The organism is Vibrio sp. 10N.286.49.E11, from assembly GCF_041469505.1.
Lineage (GTDB): Bacteria > Pseudomonadota > Gammaproteobacteria > Enterobacterales > Vibrionaceae > Vibrio > Vibrio crassostreae_C.
In genome coordinates this window covers 87,900-109,697 of sequence record NZ_JBFRKQ010000037.1, presented here as the reverse complement: position 1 = coordinate 109,697, position 21,798 = coordinate 87,900, and the positions used below count along the sequence as shown (strand labels likewise).

Annotated in this window: 18 protein-coding genes and 1 pseudogene; 12 read left to right on the top strand and 7 right to left on the bottom strand. The window is 44.6% G+C overall.

Going from position 1 to position 21,798, the window contains the following annotated elements; translation table 11 throughout:
• Positions 1 to 45: 45 nt before the first annotated feature.
• Together ppx and ppk1 are read right to left on the bottom strand one after the other, a co-directional pair.
• Positions 46 to 1,557 (bottom strand): exopolyphosphatase, encoded by a 1,512-nt coding sequence (gene ppx, locus AB4167_RS08335; protein WP_017068609.1) that lies wholly within the window; start codon positions 1,555 to 1,557, stop codon positions 46 to 48.
• Positions 1,548 to 3,644 carry a polyphosphate kinase 1 gene (gene ppk1, locus AB4167_RS08330; RefSeq protein WP_136975746.1) on the bottom strand — a complete coding sequence of 699 codons (2,097 nt, stop codon included), beginning with the start codon at positions 3,642 to 3,644 and terminating at the stop codon, positions 1,548 to 1,550. Before ppk1 ends, ppx begins: the two co-directional genes overlap by 10 nt.
• A gap of 200 nt (positions 3,645 to 3,844) precedes the next feature.
• On the opposite strand from ppk1, the gene AB4167_RS08325 reads away from it, so the two are divergent.
• From AB4167_RS08325 to phoU, 4 genes are all read left to right on the top strand, one after another.
• Positions 3,845 to 6,061, top strand: a complete 2,217-nt coding sequence (locus AB4167_RS08325; protein WP_372136398.1) for an ABC transporter permease subunit — start codon at positions 3,845 to 3,847, stop codon at positions 6,059 to 6,061.
• Between the two features lie 111 nt (positions 6,062 to 6,172).
• Positions 6,173 to 7,882 carry a phosphate ABC transporter permease PstA gene (pstA, locus tag AB4167_RS08320; RefSeq protein ID WP_102394416.1) on the top strand — a complete coding sequence of 570 codons (1,710 nt, stop codon included), beginning with the start codon at positions 6,173 to 6,175 and terminating at the stop codon, positions 7,880 to 7,882.
• Entirely contained in the window at positions 7,883 to 8,701 is an 819-nt protein-coding gene (gene pstB / locus AB4167_RS08315) for a phosphate ABC transporter ATP-binding protein PstB (protein ID WP_009848269.1), read from the top strand.
• 74 nt (positions 8,702 to 8,775) lie between these two features.
• A complete protein-coding gene (gene phoU, locus AB4167_RS08310) occupies positions 8,776 to 9,474 on the top strand; it encodes a phosphate signaling complex protein PhoU (RefSeq protein ID WP_009848270.1) in 699 nt (232 codons plus the stop codon).
• Between the two features lie 9 nt (positions 9,475 to 9,483).
• On the opposite strand, the pseudogene AB4167_RS08305 reads toward phoU, so the two are convergent.
• The 3 genes and pseudogenes from AB4167_RS08305 to AB4167_RS08295 form a co-directional block, all read right to left on the bottom strand.
• Positions 9,484 to 9,747 (bottom strand): annotated as a pseudogene (locus AB4167_RS08305) (hypothetical protein); the annotation flags it as partial.
• A 146-nt stretch (positions 9,748 to 9,893) separates the two neighbouring features.
• Positions 9,894 to 10,637 carry a copper homeostasis protein CutC gene (locus AB4167_RS08300; protein ID WP_136978148.1) on the bottom strand — a complete coding sequence of 248 codons (744 nt, stop codon included), beginning with the start codon at positions 10,635 to 10,637 and terminating at the stop codon, positions 9,894 to 9,896.
• 311 nt (positions 10,638 to 10,948) lie between these two features.
• On the bottom strand, positions 10,949 to 11,557 hold the full coding sequence (locus AB4167_RS08295) for a peroxiredoxin C (RefSeq protein WP_004740353.1): 609 nt from the start codon (positions 11,555 to 11,557) through the stop codon (positions 10,949 to 10,951).
• A 210-nt stretch (positions 11,558 to 11,767) separates the two neighbouring features.
• Between AB4167_RS08295 and AB4167_RS08290 the strand changes: the two genes are divergently transcribed.
• Positions 11,768 to 12,673, top strand: a complete 906-nt coding sequence (locus AB4167_RS08290) for a hydrogen peroxide-inducible genes activator (protein ID WP_017062525.1) — start codon at positions 11,768 to 11,770, stop codon at positions 12,671 to 12,673.
• A gap of 69 nt (positions 12,674 to 12,742) precedes the next feature.
• Here the strand turns inward: AB4167_RS08290 and AB4167_RS08285 are convergent, their stop codons facing one another.
• Complete coding sequence (locus AB4167_RS08285) at positions 12,743 to 13,189, bottom strand: CBS domain-containing protein (RefSeq protein ID WP_017062524.1); 447 nt, start codon at positions 13,187 to 13,189, stop codon at positions 12,743 to 12,745.
• Positions 13,190 to 13,523: 334 nt separating this feature from the next.
• Here AB4167_RS08285 and queA point away from each other — a divergent pair, with 334 nt between their 5' ends.
• The 5 genes from queA (at position 13,524) to secF (ending at position 19,188) form a co-directional block, all read left to right on the top strand.
• Positions 13,524 to 14,576, top strand: a complete 1,053-nt coding sequence (queA, locus tag AB4167_RS08280) for a tRNA preQ1(34) S-adenosylmethionine ribosyltransferase-isomerase QueA (protein WP_017062523.1) — start codon at positions 13,524 to 13,526, stop codon at positions 14,574 to 14,576.
• A 195-nt stretch (positions 14,577 to 14,771) separates the two neighbouring features.
• Positions 14,772 to 15,908 carry a tRNA guanosine(34) transglycosylase Tgt gene (tgt, locus tag AB4167_RS08275; RefSeq protein ID WP_017056177.1) on the top strand — a complete coding sequence of 379 codons (1,137 nt, stop codon included), beginning with the start codon at positions 14,772 to 14,774 and terminating at the stop codon, positions 15,906 to 15,908.
• Between the two features lie 111 nt (positions 15,909 to 16,019).
• Positions 16,020 to 16,349, top strand: a complete 330-nt coding sequence (yajC, locus tag AB4167_RS08270; RefSeq protein WP_010440492.1) for a preprotein translocase subunit YajC — start codon at positions 16,020 to 16,022, stop codon at positions 16,347 to 16,349.
• Between the two features lie 20 nt (positions 16,350 to 16,369).
• Complete coding sequence (gene secD, locus AB4167_RS08265; protein WP_081325187.1) at positions 16,370 to 18,226, top strand: protein translocase subunit SecD; 1,857 nt, start codon at positions 16,370 to 16,372, stop codon at positions 18,224 to 18,226.
• Between the two features lie 14 nt (positions 18,227 to 18,240).
• Complete coding sequence (secF, locus tag AB4167_RS08260) at positions 18,241 to 19,188, top strand: protein translocase subunit SecF (RefSeq protein WP_017062837.1); 948 nt, start codon at positions 18,241 to 18,243, stop codon at positions 19,186 to 19,188.
• Positions 19,189 to 19,440: 252 nt separating this feature from the next.
• On the opposite strand, the gene suhB is transcribed toward secF, so the two are convergent.
• A complete protein-coding gene (suhB, locus tag AB4167_RS08255) occupies positions 19,441 to 20,244 on the bottom strand; it encodes an inositol-1-monophosphatase (RefSeq protein WP_017062836.1) in 804 nt (267 codons plus the stop codon).
• A 181-nt stretch (positions 20,245 to 20,425) separates the two neighbouring features.
• Here suhB and trmJ point away from each other — a divergent pair, with 181 nt between their 5' ends.
• A complete protein-coding gene (gene trmJ, locus AB4167_RS08250; RefSeq protein WP_048658839.1) occupies positions 20,426 to 21,154 on the top strand; it encodes a tRNA (cytosine(32)/uridine(32)-2'-O)-methyltransferase TrmJ in 729 nt (242 codons plus the stop codon).
• A gap of 116 nt (positions 21,155 to 21,270) precedes the next feature.
• On the top strand, positions 21,271 to 21,792 hold the full coding sequence (iscR, locus tag AB4167_RS08245; protein WP_010440512.1) for a Fe-S cluster assembly transcriptional regulator IscR: 522 nt from the start codon (positions 21,271 to 21,273) through the stop codon (positions 21,790 to 21,792).
• Positions 21,793 to 21,798: the final 6 nt, after the last annotated feature.

The following is a 21,798-nucleotide window of genomic DNA, read 5'->3' as shown; positions in this document are numbered from 1 at the left end:
ATGAACAGCTTGCGCGTCGCAGGCTGTTTTAATTTTGACTGTTCGTTATTTTAGCTTTAACGACCATCCTGCATTTTGCCAACGTTGTTGCTCTTCTCTGAGCTCATAATCAAGCAGTTGGTTTTGGGCCAACCAATCGCTGTTAGTTCCTTTCAATTCCCAGTTATCCTGTTGTTCAATCGTTAGAGTCACGTCTGGGGCCAGTGCTTGATTTCGCTGACGGTTGAGTAAGATAGCGAGTCTCAATATACGAATCAGCAGGGTGACTTGTTGCTGAGTAAACAGAGAAAGTTCCGGCAAATCTTGTAGTTTGAGCGCTTTTCTTTGATAGCGAACCAATGCTGATATAAGGCGTTGTTGCTCAGTATTAAAGCCTGGCATTGTCGTATGCTTAAGCAGATAAGCCGAATGGCGGTGATAGCCTTGGAATGCAATGCTTTGTCCTACCTCATGAAGTACTGCAGCCCAACCAAGCAGATCATACAGCTCATTAGTGACCGCAGTTGTCACTTGAGGCTGTACTTGTTTCAGCAATGAAAGAGCGAGCACTTTCACTTTCTCGCCATGAGTTACGTCTACATGGTATCGAGAGACGAGCGTTTCGGCAGTTCTTGTTCGAATATCAATATCTTTAAACCTATCCTCCATGTCATAAAGAACGCCTTCTCTCAGGGCACCATCAGAAAAATGTAACTCCTTGATGTCTAGCGTATCCATTGCTGCTGAAAGAATGGTGACGCCTGCAGCAAACACAGGCTTTCTCTCATCACTTAAGCCTGAAAGATTTACGGTGTTGGATGATGAAAACTCACATAAGTGATTCTTTAAATAGGACAGGCGTTGGGGCGTAATGAGACCATCGGTGAACCCTAAGCCAATGAGTACTTCTTTTATTGATTTCGTGGTACCAGATGAGCCAAAAGCGATTTCCCAAGGGGCTTTTGTGTATTCTTCAATCAATGGCATCAATAGACGAGTAGCTGCGGTATAAGCATCTGAGAAGTGTCGTGAAGTTAGCCCTTCGTCAGCAAAGAAACGTTGAGTGAAGTTGACGCATCCCATCGGTAAACTGCGCATAATTAGAGGAGTAAAGCCTTGTCCGGCGACGAGTTCCGTACTCCCTCCACCGATATCAATAACCAACTTAGATTCAGAAGCGGTTTGAGTGTGTTCTGCTCCGTTATAGATTATTCGAGCTTCTTCTTGACCGGAAATGATCTCTATTGGAAAAGGAAACAGTGGCTTGGCTTGCTCTAAGAAGTCTTTAGCGTTTTTGGCTTTTCTTAGGGTATGAGTCGCAACAACTCTGACATCATCAAGCTCAAAATCCGCCAGTCGTTCTGCGAACACCTTGAGGCATTCTAGGCCTCGCTCGATAGCGCTTTCAGATAGGACGTTACGTTCATCCAATCCATCACCTAATCTCACTTTCTGTTTGTGTCTGCTGACTAATTGCAGGTGTTGATCGAATACTCGGGCAACCACCATGTGGAAGCTGTTCGAACCCAAGTCGATAGCGGCAATACATCGAGAATGTTTGTTATCAATTAGCGGCATGATTTCTTCTCTTGTTTGTACTTCTTGCGAGCAAGTTTCTCCATACGTTTAATATAGTGGTAAGTGGAGAGTTGTGACGTCGGGTAATCAAGTGGGTTTGCTGGTGGTTGTATGTAAGGGTTGCTCATCGATTGGTTTAGTACTCGAGCTTTGTTGCTGTCATCGAAATGAAACTCGGTGATATCGATAATGGTTTGCTTGATCTTTGGATCTAAAATTGGAGCTGTAACTTCGATGCGGTGATCAAAGTTTCGTGTCATCCAGTCAGCGGAAGATATATAGACTTTCGGCTTTCCAGCGTTACCAAATATCATCACTCTCGGATGTTCGAGAAAACGGTCGACCACACTGACAATCTCAATATGGTCACTGATGGTGGGTATGCCAGGGACAAGAGAGCACATGCCGCGAATGACCATTCTCACTTTTACAGTGGCTTGGCTAGCCTGATAGAGCTTTTCAATGATCTCTCGATCGACCAAGTTGTTGAGTTTTAGAGTGATGTTCGCAGGCTTACCTTCTATCGCATTTTGTATTTCATTATCTATCAACTGATACAGACGTTTTCTTGTATTCTTCGGTGAGACAATCAGTTGTTTGAACTGTGACTTTTGATAAGGGTTTTCAATATACTTAAAGACTTGCCTCACCTCTTGAGTCAAATCTTCATACGCAGTGAGCAGAGAAAAATCGGTGTATACGCGCGCTGTCACTTCATGAAAGTTGCCAGTGCCAATATGGGCATAATGCTCGGTATGCTTGCCTTCTTTTCGTTTGATGAGCAGCAGCTTGGAATGGATCTTTAAACTAGGGATGCCATGGATGACTTTTACACCCGCTTCTTGAAGTTTCTTGGTCCATTGAATATTGGCTTGCTCATCAAAGCGGGCTTGTAGCTCTACAACCACAGTGACCTTTTTGCCATTGTGCGCCGCATCGATGATCGAGCTGAGGAGTTTTGATCCCTCCGCAACACGGTAAACGTTTATTTTTATGGAGGTTACCTTCGGGTCAAAGGAAGCCTGCCTAACAAGTTCAGTGATGTGGCTAAAGGTGTGATAAGGGTAATGGAGTAAGATGTCACGAGCTTTGATCGCTTCGAAATAGTTTGGGTAGTGGCTGAAATGCGCGCACTTAATCGCGGGTAGTGGACGATTAACTAAATCACGTCGATTAAGGCTTGGGAATTCAGAGAAATGTTTGAAATTATGATAGCGACCACCTGCGATGATACTGTCATAGTCAGACATTTTAAGTCTGACTTGTAAGAAGTTGAGCATTTCAGCTGGCATCTCTGACTCATAGATCAGACGTATCGGCAGTGCGGTTAAGCGCTGTTCTAAACCTAAAGACATCGATTCTAATAGGTTATTTTCATTGTCTTCTTGAAGGTCATAATCGGCATCACGTGTCATTTTTATCGCAAAACAACGCAATGAGTCATACTCAAAGAATCCTTTAAGTAAGTCATCCAAACAAAATCGAACTATATTATCTAACAAGATCAAAGTTGTACGCTGCGAACCCGAAGGTTCCGGTAACTTAACAAATCGAGGGAGTGCCTCTGATGGGATTTCGAGTAAGACATATTGAGAAGATGCCTCACGCTCGATGTCGATGGCTAAGTAACTTTGTTCGTCTTTGAGGATATTGAGTAACTGGCTATCTTCGTTCAAGAGAAGCGGAGTTAAGTGCGGCAGTACTTTTTTCTTAAAGTACTTTTTTATCCAGCCACTCTGTTCTTCGCTGATTTGCTGTTCGTTGACCAGAAAAATACGATTACGTGCCAATTCCAATAGCAAGTCATTATACAGTTCATGGAATTGAGCATCGAGCTTGCTCGCTTTACTCTGCATTTGAGTCAGTAAGGTTTTTGGCGAGTTGGAGGTTAGCTGCGGATCTTGAAGTAAGATCTTTCGCTTCACATCAGCAAATCGGACTTTGTAAAACTCATCGAGGTTTTTCGAGTAAATACCTAAAAAACGAACTCTTTCGATTAAGGGGACTGACTTATCTGCCGCTTCTTGGAGCACTCTTTCGTTGAAGGATAACCAGCTAAGTTCTTTTGTGACATAGTCTTTTTTCATCGAGATGAGAATCCTTGAGTACTGGCTATAGAGCTGATTACTTTAAATTAGAATGGCAAAATTCACAAAATCTATGATCTTACTTTAAGAAATATGGCTAACAAACTTGTTATTAGTTTCAGTTGTTTAACGTAACTTGTAATATAATTGTCATCTAACGTACATATTATGTCAGTAGCTAAAAAAAGGTAGATAAACAGATGGCATCAGCCCAATTTTCATTGAAAGAGCGCGACAAAAAAAGATGGTTGAAAGATCGTCTCGTCCGTTTTTCGGTGACATGTGGCGCGGTCAGTGTTCTAGCTGCCCTAGTATTGATCTTTGTTTACTTGGCGATGGTCATTTTACCGGTATTTTCTGATACTGGTTTAGAGACAGACCAAGCTGTAAAGACCGTTGCCGTAGAAAAACCTATCGTCTTATCGGTTGATGAATACGGTCAGCATGCATTTACTATCGAAAAATCTGGTTTGGTACAGTTTTGGGATTTAGAGTCTCAAAATACACACTCTTACTTTGAGCGTGATGTTGTAGCCAACCCCATCGCCTTTTCTCGAAATACCCCATCTGAAAACTGGTTTGCCTTTGCCGATAGTGCAAGCAACCTTACTTTTTTCTATCCTGAGTATAGTGCGCCTGTGCTGCAAAAGGGCAGTGAAGCCGATCCTAAAATTGAGCAAATCGATCTCCCAGAACCATTTTTAAATGATGAACCCTCAAATGGGGCGACGATCGACAAATTCGCGTTCTCTAAGAATGGACGTGGGATTACGGTTGCCGCGCAGTTAAGTGACCAACGAGTCTTGGTTAAGTGGTATCAGAGTGACCTTACTGGTCAGTATGTTTTTCAGAAGAGCCAATGGCTATCGGATAAGTTGGGCTTGCAGCAGCAACTGTTTGTCACACCTGATGGGCAAACCTTATACCTACGAGCACAATCGGATTTGGTTGTTTTGAAACTATCAGATAGCGGCTTCAATGTTCGTGAAGTGATTGATCTTAGCTTGAATGATGCGAAGCACTCGGTGAAAAGTATCGATTTACTGTCTGGAGCTTATTCACTGTTGGTTACGCATGAGGACGGACAGGTTTCTCAATGGTTCGATGTACTCAAAGATGAAAAGCGTAGCCTGACCCATATTCGAGACTTCCAACTTGCTGAACAAGTGCAATTTATTCTTCCTGATACTTATAGAAAGGGTTTTTATAGCTTCTATAAGAACGGCACATTACAAAGCCACTATACGACCAGTGAAAAGCTGTCGTTGTTTGAACGCGCATTTGATAAATCACCACAACTAGCCGCTATGTCTGCCAATGAACTGCATCTGGCAACGTTGATTGATGGCATCATCAGTGTGGCTAAAGTCGACAATGAATACCCACAAATCTCATTCTCCTCGCTTTGGCAAAAGGTCTGGTATGAAAGTTACCCTGAGCCGCAATACGTTTGGCAATCAACATCGGCGAATGATGACTTTGAAGAGAAATTCAGTTTAGTACCTATCACATTCGGTACTATCAAAGCCGCTCTGTTTGCGATGATGTTTGCCGTGCCGGTTGCTGTGCTCGGAGCTATTTACACCGCTTATTTTATGTCTCCACGCATGCGAAGAGTGGTGAAGCCTTCGATAGAGCTGATGGAAGCTCTTCCAACCGTGATCATCGGATTTTTGGCTGGGCTTTGGTTTGCTCCAATCGTTGAAACACATTTAACGGCTGTCTTCTCATTAATGATGCTATTACCACTGAGCACACTGTTGACTGGACTTGTTTGGTTCTGTTTACCGAAGAGGGTAACGGGTCGCTTCTCTAACGGTTGGCATGCTCTGATATTGATTCCGGTATTGGTGATTACAGTGGTTGCGGTGTTTGCTGGTGGAAACAACATTGAAGCCTTGTTATTTGGTGGTGATATTCGTACCTTCTTGGCTAGCTATGGTATCGACTTTGACCAACGCAATGCGCTAGTGGTTGGTTTTGCTATGGGCTTTGCGGTCATCCCAACGATTTTCACTATTGCTGAAGATGCTATTTTCTCTGTACCTAAACATTTGTCTGATGGGTCATTAGCGTTGGGTGCGACGGCGTGGCAGACGCTTATTTATGTGGTGCTATTGACGGCGAGTCCAGGTATCTTTTCTGCGGTTATGATGGGGCTAGGGCGAGCAGTTGGTGAAACCATGATCGTCTTGATGGCGACAGGTAACACCCCAATTCTTGACTGGAATGTTTTGGAAGGGATGAGAACTTTATCGGCAACGATTGCTGTTGAGCTGCCAGAATCAGAAGTGGGTGGTTCTCATTTCCGCTTGCTGTTCTTGGCTGCACTCTTGCTGTTTATCTTTACATTCGCGGTGAACTCAGTTGCTGAGTGGGTTAGACAAAGACTGAGAGATAAATATCGTGCGCTGTAGTTTTAAAGGTTTGCCTCAATGTGTATCAATGGCTTTTAGTAGCTTGACTAGCGTGTCTCTTGATCTTTGCAGCTCCTTGATTTCAGCACGCCAAGAGCAAGGTCGATCATGATGAATAAACTGAAGTCATTATTATCTTGGGTTAAATCGGGCTCTCCGTGGATCTGGCTTACGGGCGGGGCGGTGAGCATCAGTATGCTTTCTGTTCTTGGCCTAATGCTGCTGATTGGTTGGAAGGGCTTAACCTATTTTTGGCCCGCACCTTTGTATCAATGGCAAGTTGACTCCAAAGACTTATCGCTAGTGGTCGATCTTGACGAAACCGTATCAAAACAAGATGTATTGGTTGGTCAGTTATATGAACGAAAATACATCCCGATAGAGCAAGTTCCACAAGTCCATGACCTTTTGTCTCCTCAAAATTTGTCGACTGGGCTGATACAGCGCTTAAGCATCAAAGTTGCTAACAGAGAACTGTACCCTGCGGACTTTGTTTCTATTCTGGATGTTAACTTACGTGAACCCACTACCCCGCTTGATTGGGTTGTGATTGAACGAAGTCGAGGTGGTTATTTCTTTGGTAAGCCGGTGGGTTTTAAAACCGCTTCTGGCACTTTTGACTCGAACATAGACCAAAAGCTCGAACAAGGCTTGGCGTTCGCTGATACGTTACGTAAAGAAACGTCGCGTGTCGTGAACCAAGAAATTCGCAATATCAGCTGGCAATTGGAAAACCTGCGCTTAGAAAAGCGTAAGCTTGAACTCAATGAGTCAGTGAGCGATGAATACCTTAAAACCTATACTCAAACTAAACTGGAATTAAACCGCCAGTTAGGTGAAGCCGAAGTTAAGCTTGAGCACCTTAGAACGCAACTTAATGTCGAAAGCTTACTCGTTGAGGATATGACAGGCGAGCAGGTCGAGATTTCGCTAAGTCACATTCTGGATTATTGGTACCCAAATAATATGTCTTACCTAGAAAAGGTTGGGCACTGGGGCAAACAAGTTTGGAAGTTCTTATCAGAGAACCCACGAGACTCAAACTCTGAAGGCGGTGTGTTTCCTGCTATTTTTGGCACAGTACTGTTGGTTATTCTCATGTCGATCGTCGTGATGCCTCTTGGGGTAGTCGCTGCGATATATCTTCATGAATACGCAAAAAACAACGCACTAACACGTTTAATTCGTATCGCCGTGATTAACTTGGCGGGTGTACCGTCGATTGTGTATGGCGTTTTTGGTTTAGGCTTTTTCGTCTATACCATTGGTGGCTCGATTGATACGTTGTTCTATGCAGAGCGATTGCCAGCACCGACATTTGGTACGCCGGGTCTACTTTGGTCAGCACTAACCTTAGCGGTCTTGACGCTTCCAGTCGTTATCGTAACCACGGAAGAGGGCTTAACGCGTATTCCTAGTGCAGTGAGGCACGGTTCATTAGCGCTTGGTGCGACTCAATTTGAGACGCTTTGGCGCATTGTTTTACCGATGGCAAGCCCAGCGATTATCACTGGTTTAATTTTGGCAATCGCGAGAGCCGCGGGGGAAGTTGCACCACTTATGCTGGTGGGTGTTGTTAAATTGGCATCTAGCTTGCCAGTCGATGGTCAGTTTCCGTATTTACACTTAGATAGAAAGTTCATGCATTTAGGCTTTCATATCTATGATGTTGGTTTTCAAACCTCTAATATCGAAGCGGCACGACCTTTAGTGTATGCGACTTCATTTTTATTGGTTACGGTGATTGTTGGGTTGAACTTAACAGCCATCAATATCCGTAATAACTTGCGTGAAAAATACCGAACCTTAGGACAAGATTAGATGTTCTCGATTAATGAAACCTTGGGTTACCAAGCACCACTTGATGTTCACAATCTGAAGGATGAGCAAATTGCTATCTCGATCGAAGGGCTAAATCTTTACTATAAAGAGAGCCAAGCACTTGATGATATCTCGATGCAGATCCCGAAGGGGCAGGTGACGGCGTTTATCGGCCCTTCTGGGTGTGGTAAGTCGACTCTGCTGCGCTGCATTAATCGCATGAACGATCTTGTTGAAGGCTGTAAGGTTTCCGGGAAAGTGAAGCTTCATGGCAAGAACGTCTATCACCCTAAGGTGGATGTTGCGACCTTACGACGCCGTGTGGGTATGGTATTCCAGCGTCCAAACCCTTTTCCTAAATCTATCTATGAGAATGTGGTTTATGGCTTGAGGCTACAAGGCGTTAGCAACAGCCGAGACCTTGATGATGCGGTTGAACGCTCTCTGCGCGCTGCTGCGTTATGGGATGAAGTGAAAGATCGGTTGCATGAGAATGCTTTTGGTTTATCTGGCGGTCAACAGCAGCGTTTGGTTATCGCTCGTGCGGTTGCGATTGAGCCTGAAGTGCTGTTGTTAGATGAGCCGACATCGGCACTCGATCCGATTTCTACTTTGACGATTGAAGAGTTGATCAACGATCTCAAAACGCAATACACAGTGGTGATTGTTACCCACAACATGCAACAAGCCGCGCGTGTAAGTGACCATACTGCCTTTATTCATATGGGAAAATTGATCGAGTACTCAGATACGGACTCAATTTTTACGTCTCCATTGAAAAACCAGACGGAAGACTACATTACTGGTAGATATGGCTAACCTCTCCAAAGGTGTCATCTAGAGCTAAGTCACTCTACAAAAATGGCTTTCTTCATTTCTTTCAAGGAGCAAGTATGCATTTCGGTCGCCACATTTCAGGGCAATTCAATGTCGAGTTAGAATCGATCCGTACTCATGTATTGACCATGGGCGGGTTAGTGGAGCAGCAACTCTCGTTTGCAATGCAGGCGCTTCATAAAGACGATGTTGAATTGGCCAAAAAAGTGATTCGTGATGACCACAAAGTGAATGCGATGGAAGTGTCGATTGATGAGGCTTGTACTCGAATCATTGCAAAGCGTCAGCCGACAGCGAAGGATCTGCGTTTGATTATGGCGATCATCAAAACGATTACCGATCTGGAACGTATTGGCGATGTTGCTTCTAAAATTGCGCAAGGTGCTATTGAGATCCCTTCAACCAAAGAGCAAAAATTTCATGTCTCATTAGAGCCTCTTTGTCGTCAGGCAATCACCATGCTTCACCAAGTATTAGATGCGTTTGCTCGTATGGATGTTGATGCGGCAGCTGAAGTTCACAAGCTTGATGATAAGTTGGATGCGGAGTACGAGGCCGTTATTCGTCAGTTAATGACCTATATGATGGAAGACCCTAAGAACATTCCTAATATTTTGCAGGTGATGTGGTCAGCGCGTGCGATTGAGCGAGTGGGAGACCGCTGCCAAAATATCTGCGAATACATTATTTACTTTGTGAAGGGTAAAGATGTACGTCACCTAGGCGATCAAAGCCTTGATGACGCACTCAAATAGAGCTTATCTTTAGAAGCTAATTATTGCACCAAGATTGAAATTGACCGTTGTGTCGTAAGGCACAAAGGTTTTGTTGTGTTCAAAAATATTCATATCAACACCAGCACGTAATCCAAGCATTGGTGTCGCTTGGTAAACGTAGGCCCCGCCTAGGCTTATACCATGTGTTGTTTTCTCTTCTACTTCGCCTGAGCGCGTTTTCGTACCGTCATAACTTGCCACGCCAATTTCAGCCTGAAAGCCGTGGATTTGGTTTCTTCCAAACATGTTTTGCTTCGTAACAGGTTTAAATCAAGAGAGCTGAATAAGTCTTTAGCCATATCTATCCATGAAAATTTTCTGCGCTATTAAATCTAATATACGTCAGTGAGTTAGATTAGTCAGCGAGGTTCTCTGGATTTATGCTGGCGACTATTGCCCTAAGCGGTGAGGGCGGCTCTCACATCAGATATCTTACTCGCATCTGTCACTGGGATCTGATAATCATCAATATTATCACTGCCCATTTGAGTACTTGAGTTGTTTTCCATTAGACTCGGCCTTGTCGATTTACCTGAAAGGTGAAGAGCAGGTACTTGGGTAGCGCTTTGAATCATTTTGGCATTCGCAGCGTTAACGCCAGCCCCCGCCATGATATCAATTCGTCCATCGGCTTGTTTGACCATTGCAGCCAATACATCGATACCTTGCTCAGCATTAGCAGCAAGCCCTGATGTCAGGACTCTTTCGCATCCAAGTGTAATGATTTGTTCTAATGCTGCTTGGAAATCAGAGCTTTGATCGATGGCTCTGTGGAAGGTAATCCCAAGCTTTAACGAGTGCGCTTTGTCAGCCAGTTGTTGCATCTTTGGCATATCAATACTTCCGTTCGGCGCTAACACACCAAGTACGACCCCATCCAATCCTGCATTTGCGCAAGCTTCAATATCTTCAAGCATACAGAGCATATCGTCGTTATCGAAAATGAAGTCGCCTTGTCTTGGGCGTATCATAGCGTAGACCGGAACCGACGAAACTATTGCCGCTTGTTTCATCATTCCGAAGCTTGGAGTTAATCCGCCAAGTGCTAATGAAGAGCAAAGCTCAATTCGATTCGCGCCACCAGATAGTGCGGTATGAAGAGATTCTAAGTTATCGATACAGACTTCAATTTCGGTGTTCATCGTGTTTATCCGTTCAAAAAGATACTGATGAAATAATAGCAATCTAGGTGTGATTCTGAATAGATGGGGATAAGGGAAAATAGAGGTAAAGTTTAGGTTTATCGCTACCTCAATTATCTATTACAAGAGTCAGTCTAGGGGAGCGAGGAGGGGGAAAACAAAAAGCCCGAAGCGTTAACTTCGGGCTTTTAATAGGACTTTACTTCTTAACTGATTGGCGGTGCGCTTTGCGCTATTAGCTTATGCTTTATGTCTCTTTAAAGAGAATCTTCCAACCATTAACCCGCGTTGAGTTCGGGCTTAAGAGGTAATTACTTGCTTAGGTCGTCAGCGTGCTCAGATAGGAATGCTGCAACACCTTTTGGAGATGCGTCCATACCTGATTTGCCTTCTTCCCATTGTGCAGGACAAACTTCACCGTTCTTCTCGTGGAAGTTTAGTGCGTCTACCATGCGTAGCATTTCGTCGATGTTACGACCTAGTGGAAGATCGTTAACTACTTGGTGACGTACAAGGCCGTCAGCGTCGATTAGGAAAGAACCACGGAAAGCAACGCCTGCTTCTGGGTGCTCAACATCGTATGCTTTGCAGATCTCGTGCTTAACGTCAGCAACTAGAGGGTATTTAACTTGACCGATACCGCCATCAGCGATAGCAGTGTTACGCCATGCGTTGTGAGAGAATTGAGAATCGATAGAAACACCGATTACTTCAACGCCTTTAGCTTGGAAATCTTCAAGACGGTTGTCGAAAGCGATTAGCTCTGAAGGACAAACGAAAGTGAAGTCTAGTGGGTAGAAGAAAACTACAGCTTTCTTACCTTTAGTGAATTCTGCGAAGTTGAAGTTATCAACGATCTCACCGTTACCTAGAACAGCTGCTGCAGTAAAGTCAGGGGCTTGACGACCTACTAGTACCATTTTGGAATCTCCTAAAAAATTAGTTGGCCCAACACATCTTTGTTTGGGCTCCGTTTCTACGGGACAAACTATAGTACAATCGGTACTATAGAAAAAAGCGAATTAAATAGATTAAGTTAATCGAAAAAAGCGATAAGCTTATTCTTTGTCCTGTCCTTAGGTCGAATGACCTTTACCTAACTTATCCTACTCATATTACAAAGTAATTTCATGAATAAATGGCCAAGTCTTAAGCAACTTCACTATCTTGTTACTCTTCACGAAACTCGTCATTTCAGTGATGCCGCAGATCGCTGTTTCGTCAGTCAATCTACGCTAAGTAAAGGCATTCAAAACCTAGAAGAGCTGATTGGTTGCCCGCTTTATGAGAAGAAAGATAAAAAGAGCCCGCTAGTTTTCACGCAAGCAGGTGAGCTGGTGGTCAAGCACGGTCGAGAGCTACTAGCGAAAGGACAAGATCTCGTAGAGCTTGGAAATCTATGTAACGGGGATGCGATGCAAGGGCAGCTGCGAGTCGGGTGTATTCCTACTATAGCGCCGTTCCTTTTGTGCGATTTGGTACAGGAAGCCAACCAGCGCTTTCCACAATTAAATTTGCTGTTACGTGAAGACACAACGACCAACCTATTGGCTGCGCTGCGTCATGGAGACTTAGATGTGCTGATTCTGGCTTTGCCTGTCGATATCGACAATATGGAAAGCCAAGTTGTTGGGCAAGACCCTTTCCGGATGGTGATCAGTCGCAATCAAGCTGATGGTATTCGCGTTCCGATTAAATACGATGACCTGCCAGACGAATCTGTATTTTTGTTGGAGAACGAGCATTGCTTAACCGAGCATGCTGTGTCGGCTTGTAAGTTAACGGATAAAGAGAAGATCAACCCGTTCACTGCGACGAGCCTTCACACATTGGTGCAAATGGTGGCCAATGGTTTAGGAACCACCTTTATTCCGCAAATGGCGATCGACCACGGTTTATTGGAAAACCAGAATCTCGTTGTGATCGATCCTCCTGGTCAGCAGGCCTACCGAGATATTGGCCTTGTCTGGCGACCAAGCTCTTCGCGTCGTGAGACATTCCATCAATTAGCGGATGTGGTATCTGAGCTTCTATAATAATCCGCTGCGACAACAATCCCTCTGAGCGGCTGAATTGGCCGCTCTTCTTTATATCAATTCCGAGCGTTACTCTACTTCTGCTTCTTCTGGCTCTACTTCTTCTTGCAGCTCCAGTAAATTGATCGCTATCGTGACAAAATCGCTGTCTGTAATAATGCCTACTAGTTCGTGGTTTTCTACGACAGGTAAACAGCCCACTTTATGTTTCTGCATGTAGATAGCCGATTCTTTTAATCCTGCACGCGGCTCTACCGACATAACACTTTTGTGCATGATGTCGTTGAGGGGAGTAGCAAGAGTAAAAGATTGAGCTTGTGGGATGTTTTGTAGGCTGGATTCTTGAGCGGCGAGAACGTCTCGTTGTGTGACGACACCTAGTAGTTGCCTGTCGGAATCGACGACCGGAATATGGCGGATATCAAGTGCTTCCATCATGTGCTTAGCATCGGCCAGTGAGTGTGAGCGCAATAGGGTATGAGGGTTGCGAGTCATCATATCTTCAACCTTGATCATACGAACCTCCTTCTTTTTTATTTGTTGCTATTACTATAGTTTTTTATCCAAAAAATAACTGAGATCTGACGCATTCTTGGGTGAGTTTTATGCAACTAATTCTTTAGCTTGAAGAGGTGAATCAGTCGCATTATTTTACGCCTCTTTACAATAATCCAGTGCTGTAAACCTTGCTATTGCGGCTCGTGTGCCTATACTAGCCCACTGCGAAATTTTTAGTCGTGTTTGCGATGTGTTTCTGGTAACGATTGACTTACCGTAACGATTATCCAGCAACTACGATTTATGATTCGTCAACGGCACAAATCTCATCAACTAAGACAAGACTAGACACATGCAAGTTTCAGATTTTCACTTTGACCTACCAGATGAACTCATTGCTCGCTACCCTCAAGAGGAGCGTACAGCAAGCCGCCTGCTTAAATTAGATGGCAACAGCGGTAACCTAGCTGATGGTTCGTTTAAAGACGTTTTAGACTTGGTTGAGCCAGGCGATCTTGTTGTTTTCAATAACACTCGAGTGATTCCAGCTCGTGTATTTGGTCGCAAGGCATCAGGCGGTAAGCTTGAAGTGCTGGTTGAACGTATGCTTGATGAGAAAAGCATTCTTGCGCATGTTCGTTGTTCTAAATCACCGAAGCCGGGTACCAAGTTGTTCCTTGGTGAGAACGATGAATATGAAGCTGAAATGGTGGCGCGTCACGATGCGTTATTCGAAATCCATTTCACATCTGATCAAAGCGTTTTAGAGATTCTTAACAGTGTTGGTCACATGCCACTGCCTCCTTACATCGATCGTCCTGATGAAGATGCAGATAAAGAGCGCTACCAGACTGTCTATAATGAAAAGCCGGGTGCGGTTGCAGCGCCAACAGCAGGCCTTCACTTTGATGACAAGCTAATGGCTGACATGAAAGAAAAAGGTGTTGAGTTTGCTTACGTGACGCTTCATGTTGGTGCTGGTACGTTCCAGCCAGTAAAAGTTGATAATATTAACGATCACCACATGCATGCTGAGTACGTTGAAGTGCCGCAAGAAGTGGTTGACGCCGTAGCTGCAGCAAAAGCCCGTGGCGGCCGTATTATTGCTGTTGGTACAACATCAGTACGCTCACTAGAAAGTGCAGCGCAAGATGCGTTGAAGAAAGGCACAGAGTTGGTTCCTTTCTTTGGTGACACTGAAATCTTTATCTTCCCTGGTTACGAATACCAGTTGGTGGATTGCTTGATTACCAATTTCCACTTACCAGAATCAACGCTGATTATGTTGGTGAGTGCATTTGCAGGTTACGACAATGTGATGGGCGCATACGATCACGCAGTGAAGAGCGAATATCGTTTCTTCAGCTACGGTGATGCCATGTTCATCAATAAGAAAACAAGCTAATTTAAGCTAGTTATAAACGATATACATAAGAATTTACGGGTGCTAGCAGTAAGCTAGGAGTCGGGCAGGGTGTCTGTCTAATCTCTCGCAAGGAATACGCGACCGCTCCTCATAGAGCTCACTGGACTGAACTTTTGTTTGGCTTAAGGTTCTGAATTAACAGTCAGATTGTTTCTCTGGCATATTGGAGGCTTCGTGAAATTAAAATACGAACTTAAAAAAACTAATAGCGGCGCACGTCGTGGTCAACTTCAGTTTGAACGCGGTACCGTTGAAACCCCAGCATTCATGCCTGTAGGTACTTACGGTACTGTTAAAGGTATGACACCTGAAGAAGTAAAAGACACAGGTGCTGAAATCCTATTAGGTAACACATTCCACCTATGGCTACGTCCTGGTCAAGAAATCATGAAAATGCACGGTGACCTGCACGATTTCATGAACTGGCACGGTCCTATCCTGACTGATTCAGGCGGCTTTCAAGTATTCAGCCTAGGTGCAATGCGTAAAATCACTGAAGAGGGTGTTCATTTCCGTAACCCTGTAAACGGTGACAAGATCTTCATGGACGCTGAGAAGTCTATGGAAATCCAAAAAGATTTAGGTTCAGACATCGTAATGATCTTCGATGAGTGTACGCCTTACCCTGCGACACACAAAGAAGCAAAAGACTCAATGGAGATGTCTCTTCGTTGGGCTGAGCGTTCACGTAACCACTTCGACAAACTTGAAAACCCGAACTCACTGTTCGGTATCGTTCAAGGTGGCGTGTACGAAGACCTTCGTGATGTATCCGTTAAAGGCCTAACAGAAATTGGTTTTGACGGTTACGCAGTAGGTGGCCTAGCAGTAGGCGAACCAAAAGAAGATATGCACCGCATTCTTGAGCACACATGTCCTCAACTGCCAGAAGATAAGCCACGTTACCTAATGGGCGTAGGCAAACCGGAAGACTTGGTTGAAGGTGTTCGCCGTGGTATCGACATGTTTGACTGTGTAATGCCAACGCGAAATGCACGTAACGGCCACCTGTTTGTGACTGAAGGTGTGATCAAGATCCGTAATGCGAAGCATAAAACCGATACAACACCACTAGATTCAGAGTGTGACTGTTACACTTGTAAGAACTACAGCAAGTCGTACTTACACCATTTGGATCGTTGTAACGAAATCCTAGGTGCTCGACTGAACACGATTCATAACCTGCGTTTCTACCAACGAGTAATGTCAGACATTCGTCAGTCTATCGATGAAGACCGCTTTGAAGAGTTCGTTGCAGAGTTCTACGCAAGAATGGGGCGTGAAGTGCCACCACTAGGTAAAGAATCTTAGTATTTCTTTTTTGCGAGCCCTATCTCTCTTCCGAGTGATGGGGCTTGAAAATAAAGGGATGCGACCCAATTAGACAAACAATTACGAAAATATAAATAGAGGATGTTTTAAATGTTTATTTCTCAAGCTCACGCAGCAGCAGAAGGTGCACCAGCAGGCGGCGGTTTCGAAATGCTTATCATGCTAGGTATGTTCGCTGTGATCTTCTACTTCATGATCTACCGTCCACAAGCTAAGCGTGTTAAAGAGCACAAGAACCTTATGTCTTCTATGGGCAAAGGTGATGAAGTTCTTACAAGCGGCGGCCTAATTGGCAAGATCACTAAGATTGCAGAAGACAGCGACTACGTTGCTATCGAACTGAATGCAAACAACGAAGTAGTTATCAAGAAAGACTTCGTTACAGCAGTGCTACCAAAAGGTACTCTGAAATCTCTATAAACAGCTAGAGGATCCTCGCTGTGCTAAACCGTTACCCGTTATGGAAGTACCTGATGGTGGTGTTTACTATCGCCATCGCTGCGTTGTACGCACTTCCGAATATATACGGTGAAGATCCGGCAGTTCAAGTTACAGGGGCGCGCGGCGCCTCTGTAGATATGTCTACGCTGGATGCTGTCACCAATGCTCTTGAAGCTGAAAACCTTTCTACTAAATCCGTTGCTCTAGAAAACGGTTCCATTCTTGTTCGCTTTAACGATACAGACTCTCAAATTAGTGCTCGTGATGTCATCACTGAAGCATTAGATGAAGACGTAATCGTTGCTTTAAACTTAGCTGCTTCAACTCCTGATTGGCTTGAATCTATTGGTGCTGCACCAATGAAGCTTGGTCTTGACCTACGTGGTGGTGTTCACTTCTTGATGGAAGTGGATATGGACGCTGCGATGCAAAAGCTGGTTGGCCAACAAGAAGAAGCGTTCCGTAGCGAACTTCGTGAAGAAAAAATCCGTTACCGTGCAATTCGCCCATCTGGTAAAGATGCGGTTGAAGTGATTCTACGTAACGCCGAGCAGCTTGCTGAAGCGAAATCGCTACTGCAATCTAAGCACCAAGACATGACGTTTGTAGATTCTGAATCTAATGGTCGTTTTTCTTTGGTTGCTAGCTTCACAGAGGCTCGTCTTCAAGAAATCCGCAACTATGCGGTAGAGCAAAACATTACCATTCTACGTAACCGTGTTAACGAACTTGGTGTTGCTGAACCTTTGGTTCAACGTCAAGGCTCTAGCCGTATCGTAGTGGAATTGCCTGGTGTTCAAGACACGGCTCGCGCTAAAGAAATTCTTGGTGCTACCGCGACGCTTGAGTTCCGTGAAGTGGATAGCAGTGCTGACTTAGCCGCTGCCGCTTCTGGTCGTGCCCCTGCGGGTAGCGAAATCAAGCAAGATCGTGATGGTCGCCCTGTGGTACTTAAGAAGCGCGTTATCCTAGGCGGTTCAAGTATTACTGATGCAAGTTCAAGTGTTGATGAATATGGTCGTCCTCAAGTTAACATCTCGCTAGACAGCGAAGGTGGTAGCAAGATGTCTGCATTCTCTCGTCAGAATATCGGTAAGCTAATGGCAACGGTATTTGCAGAGTACAAAGACAGCGGTCGTAAAACACCGGAAGGTCGAGTTATCTTAAGTAAGCACGAAGAAGTGATTAACCAAGCGACGATTCAATCTGCGCTAGGCCGTAACTTCCGTATTACTGGTATTGACTCAACGGCTGAAGCTCATAACTTGGCACTTCTACTGCGTGCTGGTGCGTTGATTGCGCCTATCTCGATTGTAGAAGAACGTACGATTGGTCCATCTATGGGTCAGCAAAACATCGATATGGGTATCATGGCGATGGTTTGGGGTATGGCTGCTGTAATGCTGTTTACGCTGCTTTACTACCGTAGCTTTGGTCTGATTGCGAACGTTGCGCTAATGGCTAACTTGGTGTTGATTATCGGTGTTATGTCGATGATTCCGGGGGCTACCATGACCCTACCGGGTATTGCCGGTATCGTATTAACGGTCGGTATGGCGGTTGATGCGAACGTTCTGATCTTTGAGCGTATACGTGAAGAGCTTCGAGATGGACGCAGTCCACAACAAGCGATTCACCAAGGTTACGCGAACGCATTCAGCACAATCGCCGATGCCAACATCACCACACTACTAACAGCAATCATTCTATTTGCTGTGGGTACGGGTGCTATCAAAGGCTTCGCGGTAACGCTGTCTATCGGTATCTTGACTTCAATGTTTACAGCTATTGTCGGAACACGTTGTATCGTGAACCTGATGTATGGCGGCAAACGCGTTAAAAAACTGTCGATCTAAGGCTAGGAATTAATATGTTTCAGATTCTAAAAGCAGACAAAATGATCGACTTTATGCGTTGGTCAAAGGTTGCCTTTGTTTTTTCTATCTTGATGATTGGTACTGCTATCTTCACCCTAACAACGAAATCGTTGAACTGGGGTCTAGATTTTACTGGCGGTACTCTGATTGAAGTTGGTTTTGAACAACCGGCACACCTTCCTGATATTCGTAGTGCACTAGAAGCCGAAGGCTTTGGTGATGCAACGGTACAGAACTTCGGTTCAGCTCGTGATGTGATGGTTCGTTTACGTCCACGTGATGGCGTAGCGGGCGAAACGCTTGGTAACCAAATCCTTTCTGCTATTGAGAATGGTACTGGTGAGCAAGTTGAAATGCGTCGTATCGAGTTCGTTGGTCCTAACGTGGGTGACGAATTAACAGAAGCGGGTGGCCTTGCTATTCTAGTTTCTCTTATCTGTATCTTGATCTACGTATCAGTGCGATTTGAATGGCGTTTGGCTGCGGGTGCAGTATTAGCACTGGCGCACGACGTTATCATCACTCTGGGTGTGTTCTCTCTAATGCAAATTGAGGTCGACCTTACCATCGTAGCAGCCTTGCTAACGGTCGTCGGTTACTCCCTCAACGATACCATTGTTGTATTCGACCGTATCCGTGAGAACTTCCGTAAGATGCGTAAGGGTGAAGCACCTGAAGTACTGAACAGCTCAATCACACAAACATTGAGCCGTACATTGATCACTTCTGGTACCACGTTATTCGTAGTTATCGCACTGTTCGTTCAGGGCGGCGCTATGATTCACGGCTTCGCGACTGCACTTCTACTGGGTATTACGGTTGGTACTTACTCTTCTATCTACGTTGCATCTGCACTGGCTATGAAGTTAGGTATTACGCGTGAACACCTAATGCCACCACAAGTGGACAAAGAAGGTGAAGAGTTTGACGAGATGCCTTAGGCCTTGGCTTAATAAGTTTCGCTAAACCAAAAAAACCGCTAGGCAACTAGCGGTTTTTTTACGTCTGTATTCTAGGGAAGCTCAATACAATTTAGCGTTGAAGTATGTTGAACTTCATTTCACTAAGAGACATCCTGATCGTATCTCGTATCTCGTATCTCAAATCGCAGATACAAAAAAGCCTCGCTATCTAGCGAGGCTTTGGAGTTTTTATGCGCCCTTAAAACAGAGAGCTTTAACGTAAGGTCTGAATTATTTCAGCATACCTTCGTTAGCGTTCTCACGAACGTGCTTAAGAATAGACTTAACACCACGTGCGCTTGAAGCAACAACATTACCAGAAGTCATGTAATCAGTACCGCCAGCGAAGTCAGTCATGATAGCACCAGCTTCACGAGCGATTAGGTCGCCAGCTGCTAGATCCCATGGCTTAAGGCCTAGTTCTAGGTAACCATCAACACGGCCAGCTGCTAGGTAACATAGGTCAAGAGCAGGAGAACCTGTACGACGGAAATCAGCACAGTCAATGAATAGACCAGAGATGATCTTCATGAAAGATTCAGAGTGTTGTTTTTGCTTGAATGGGAAACCAGTCGCTAGAACAGTACCTTGAAGGTCTTTTAGTTGAGTAACACGCATACGAGCGTTGTTAAGTTGAGCGCCAGCGCCACGTTGAGCTGTGAATAGCTCGTTTAGCATTGGGTCATAAACACAAGCAACTTCTGTACGACCGTTCATGCGAACAGCGATAGATACAGAGAAGTGAGGGAAACCTTTTACAAAGTTGTTGGTGCCATCTAGTGGGTCAACGATCCATTGTACGTCAGAGTCTTTACCTTCAGTCAGGCCTTTCTCTTCAGAAATAATGCTGTGCTCTGGGTAAGATGCTTTGATTGTCTCAATGATCATGTACTCAGCTTCTTGAGCAATGTTAGTAACGTAATCGTTGTTACCTTTTAGAGACGATTCGATCTTATCAGTTGTTTCTAGAGATTTAGCAATATGGTTGCCAGCTTTACGCGCAGCGCGTATCGCAATGTTTAGCATTGGATGCATATGGTTTTTCCCACAAGATGTTAAAGAACAATTTAAAGCGGCGGCGAGTATACCAAAGTTTTACCAAAAGGGAAGTGGTTATTTTTTGAACTCTTGGTTTCACATTGCGCGAAGGGTCTGACCATTTTACTTTGCTATGTGTTAATATCTCGCGATTATTTTTAAAGTGGTGTCATATAGCATGTTAGACAATGTAAAAGTCGTTCTGGTTGGTACGTCTCATTCGGGAAATATCGGATCAGCAGCTCGCGCAATGAAAGTGATGGGTTTGAGTCAATTAGTTCTTGTAGACCCTCAATGTGAAGTTGACGAGCAGACCTTAGCACTGGCTGCGGGTGCTGGTGACATCGCAGAAAACGCGACTATCGTTTCCACACTGGACGAAGCAGTAAAAGACTGTGGTTTAGTGGTTGGTTCGAGTGCACGTTCACGCACACTTGAATGGCCAATGCTTGAGCCTCGTGAGTGTGGACAAAAATTTGCAATTGAAGGTCAGAAGCACCCAGTAGCATTAGTATTCGGCCGTGAGCGTACGGGCTTGACTAACGATGAGCTTCAGAAGTGCCACTTCCATGTATGTATCCCAGCTAACCCTGAATACAGCTCGCTAAACCTAGCAATGGCGGTACAGACTCTGAGCTACGAAGTGCGTGTCGCCCACCTTGATATGGTCGCTAGCCAATATCAACCACAGCCACAAGATGAGTACCCTCGTCACGAAGAACTAGAAATGTTCTACGAGCACCTTGAAAAAGTGATCATTGATACCCAATTTATCTCTAAGGATAAGCCGGGGCAGGTGATGAACAAGCTACGTCGCCTATTTAGCCGTGCTCGTCCAGAACTGCAAGAAATCAACACACTTCGTGGTATTTTGACTTCTATTGAGAAGAGCAAAAACGACAAATAAAGCCCATACAATAGTTAAGGGTGAATACCTGACTAAAATAGTCAACTAAATACTTGACCAATTTAGTCGGGTATGGGAAGATTCCAACCACATAAACAATGTGGATACGGTGTGATATGAAACTTACATCTAAAGGAAGATATGCGGTAACAGCTATGCTAGATGTAGCACTGCATTCGCAAAAAAGCCCAGTTCCTCTGGCTGATATTTCAGAGCGACAAGGCATCTCGTTATCTTACTTAGAACAGCTATTTTCTAAGTTACGTAAAGCTGGCTTAGTTGCTAGTGTTCGTGGTCCTGGCGGTGGTTACCGTTTAGGTGCTGAAGCGAGCGACATCGCTGTCGGAACTGTAATTGCTGCAGTAGACGAATCAGTGGATGCAACTAAGTGTCACGGTCGAGCAGATTGCCAAGGTGGCAGTCGTTGTTTAACTCACACTTTATGGCGTGATTTAAGCTCCCGAATCAGCAGCTTCTTAAACGACATTACGCTCGGTGAGCTAATGAAAGATAACGAAGTTTTAGAGATTTCTGATCGTCAAGATATCGATCTTGCGGTTAATAATGGTTTTGCACATAAAAATACGAGCACTACAACGATTAGTGCAGCACCTCACGGTGTTAATGCCCGCTCTTAGCGGTCA

Excerpts from the sequence above, each read along its gene's own strand:
- iscR (WP_010440512.1), top strand. The coding sequence starts at position 21,271 with ATGAAACTTACATCTAAAGGAAGATATGCGGTAACAGCTATGCTAGAT.
- AB4167_RS08290 (WP_017062525.1), top strand. The coding sequence starts at position 11,768 with ATGAATAAATGGCCAAGTCTTAAGCAACTTCACTATCTTGTTACTCTT.
- AB4167_RS08300 (WP_136978148.1), bottom strand. The coding sequence starts at position 10,637 with ATGAACACCGAAATTGAAGTCTGTATCGATAACTTAGAATCTCTTCAT.
- ppx (WP_017068609.1), bottom strand. The coding sequence starts at position 1,557 with ATGCCGCTAATTGATAACAAACATTCTCGATGTATTGCCGCTATCGAC.
- ppk1 (WP_136975746.1), bottom strand. The coding sequence starts at position 3,644 with ATGAAAAAAGACTATGTCACAAAAGAACTTAGCTGGTTATCCTTCAAC.
- queA (WP_017062523.1), top strand. The coding sequence starts at position 13,524 with ATGCAAGTTTCAGATTTTCACTTTGACCTACCAGATGAACTCATTGCT.
- pstA (WP_102394416.1), top strand. The coding sequence starts at position 6,173 with ATGAATAAACTGAAGTCATTATTATCTTGGGTTAAATCGGGCTCTCCG.
- suhB (WP_017062836.1), bottom strand. The coding sequence starts at position 20,244 with ATGCATCCAATGCTAAACATTGCGATACGCGCTGCGCGTAAAGCTGGC.
- AB4167_RS08285 (WP_017062524.1), bottom strand. The coding sequence starts at position 13,189 with ATGATCAAGGTTGAAGATATGATGACTCGCAACCCTCATACCCTATTG.
- AB4167_RS08325 (WP_372136398.1), top strand. The coding sequence starts at position 3,845 with ATGGCATCAGCCCAATTTTCATTGAAAGAGCGCGACAAAAAAAGATGG.
- trmJ (WP_048658839.1), top strand. The coding sequence starts at position 20,426 with ATGTTAGACAATGTAAAAGTCGTTCTGGTTGGTACGTCTCATTCGGGA.
- secF (WP_017062837.1), top strand. The coding sequence starts at position 18,241 with ATGTTTCAGATTCTAAAAGCAGACAAAATGATCGACTTTATGCGTTGG.
- AB4167_RS08295 (WP_004740353.1), bottom strand. The coding sequence starts at position 11,557 with ATGGTACTAGTAGGTCGTCAAGCCCCTGACTTTACTGCAGCAGCTGTT.
- phoU (WP_009848270.1), top strand. The coding sequence starts at position 8,776 with ATGCATTTCGGTCGCCACATTTCAGGGCAATTCAATGTCGAGTTAGAA.
- pstB (WP_009848269.1), top strand. The coding sequence starts at position 7,883 with ATGTTCTCGATTAATGAAACCTTGGGTTACCAAGCACCACTTGATGTT.
- yajC (WP_010440492.1), top strand. The coding sequence starts at position 16,020 with ATGTTTATTTCTCAAGCTCACGCAGCAGCAGAAGGTGCACCAGCAGGC.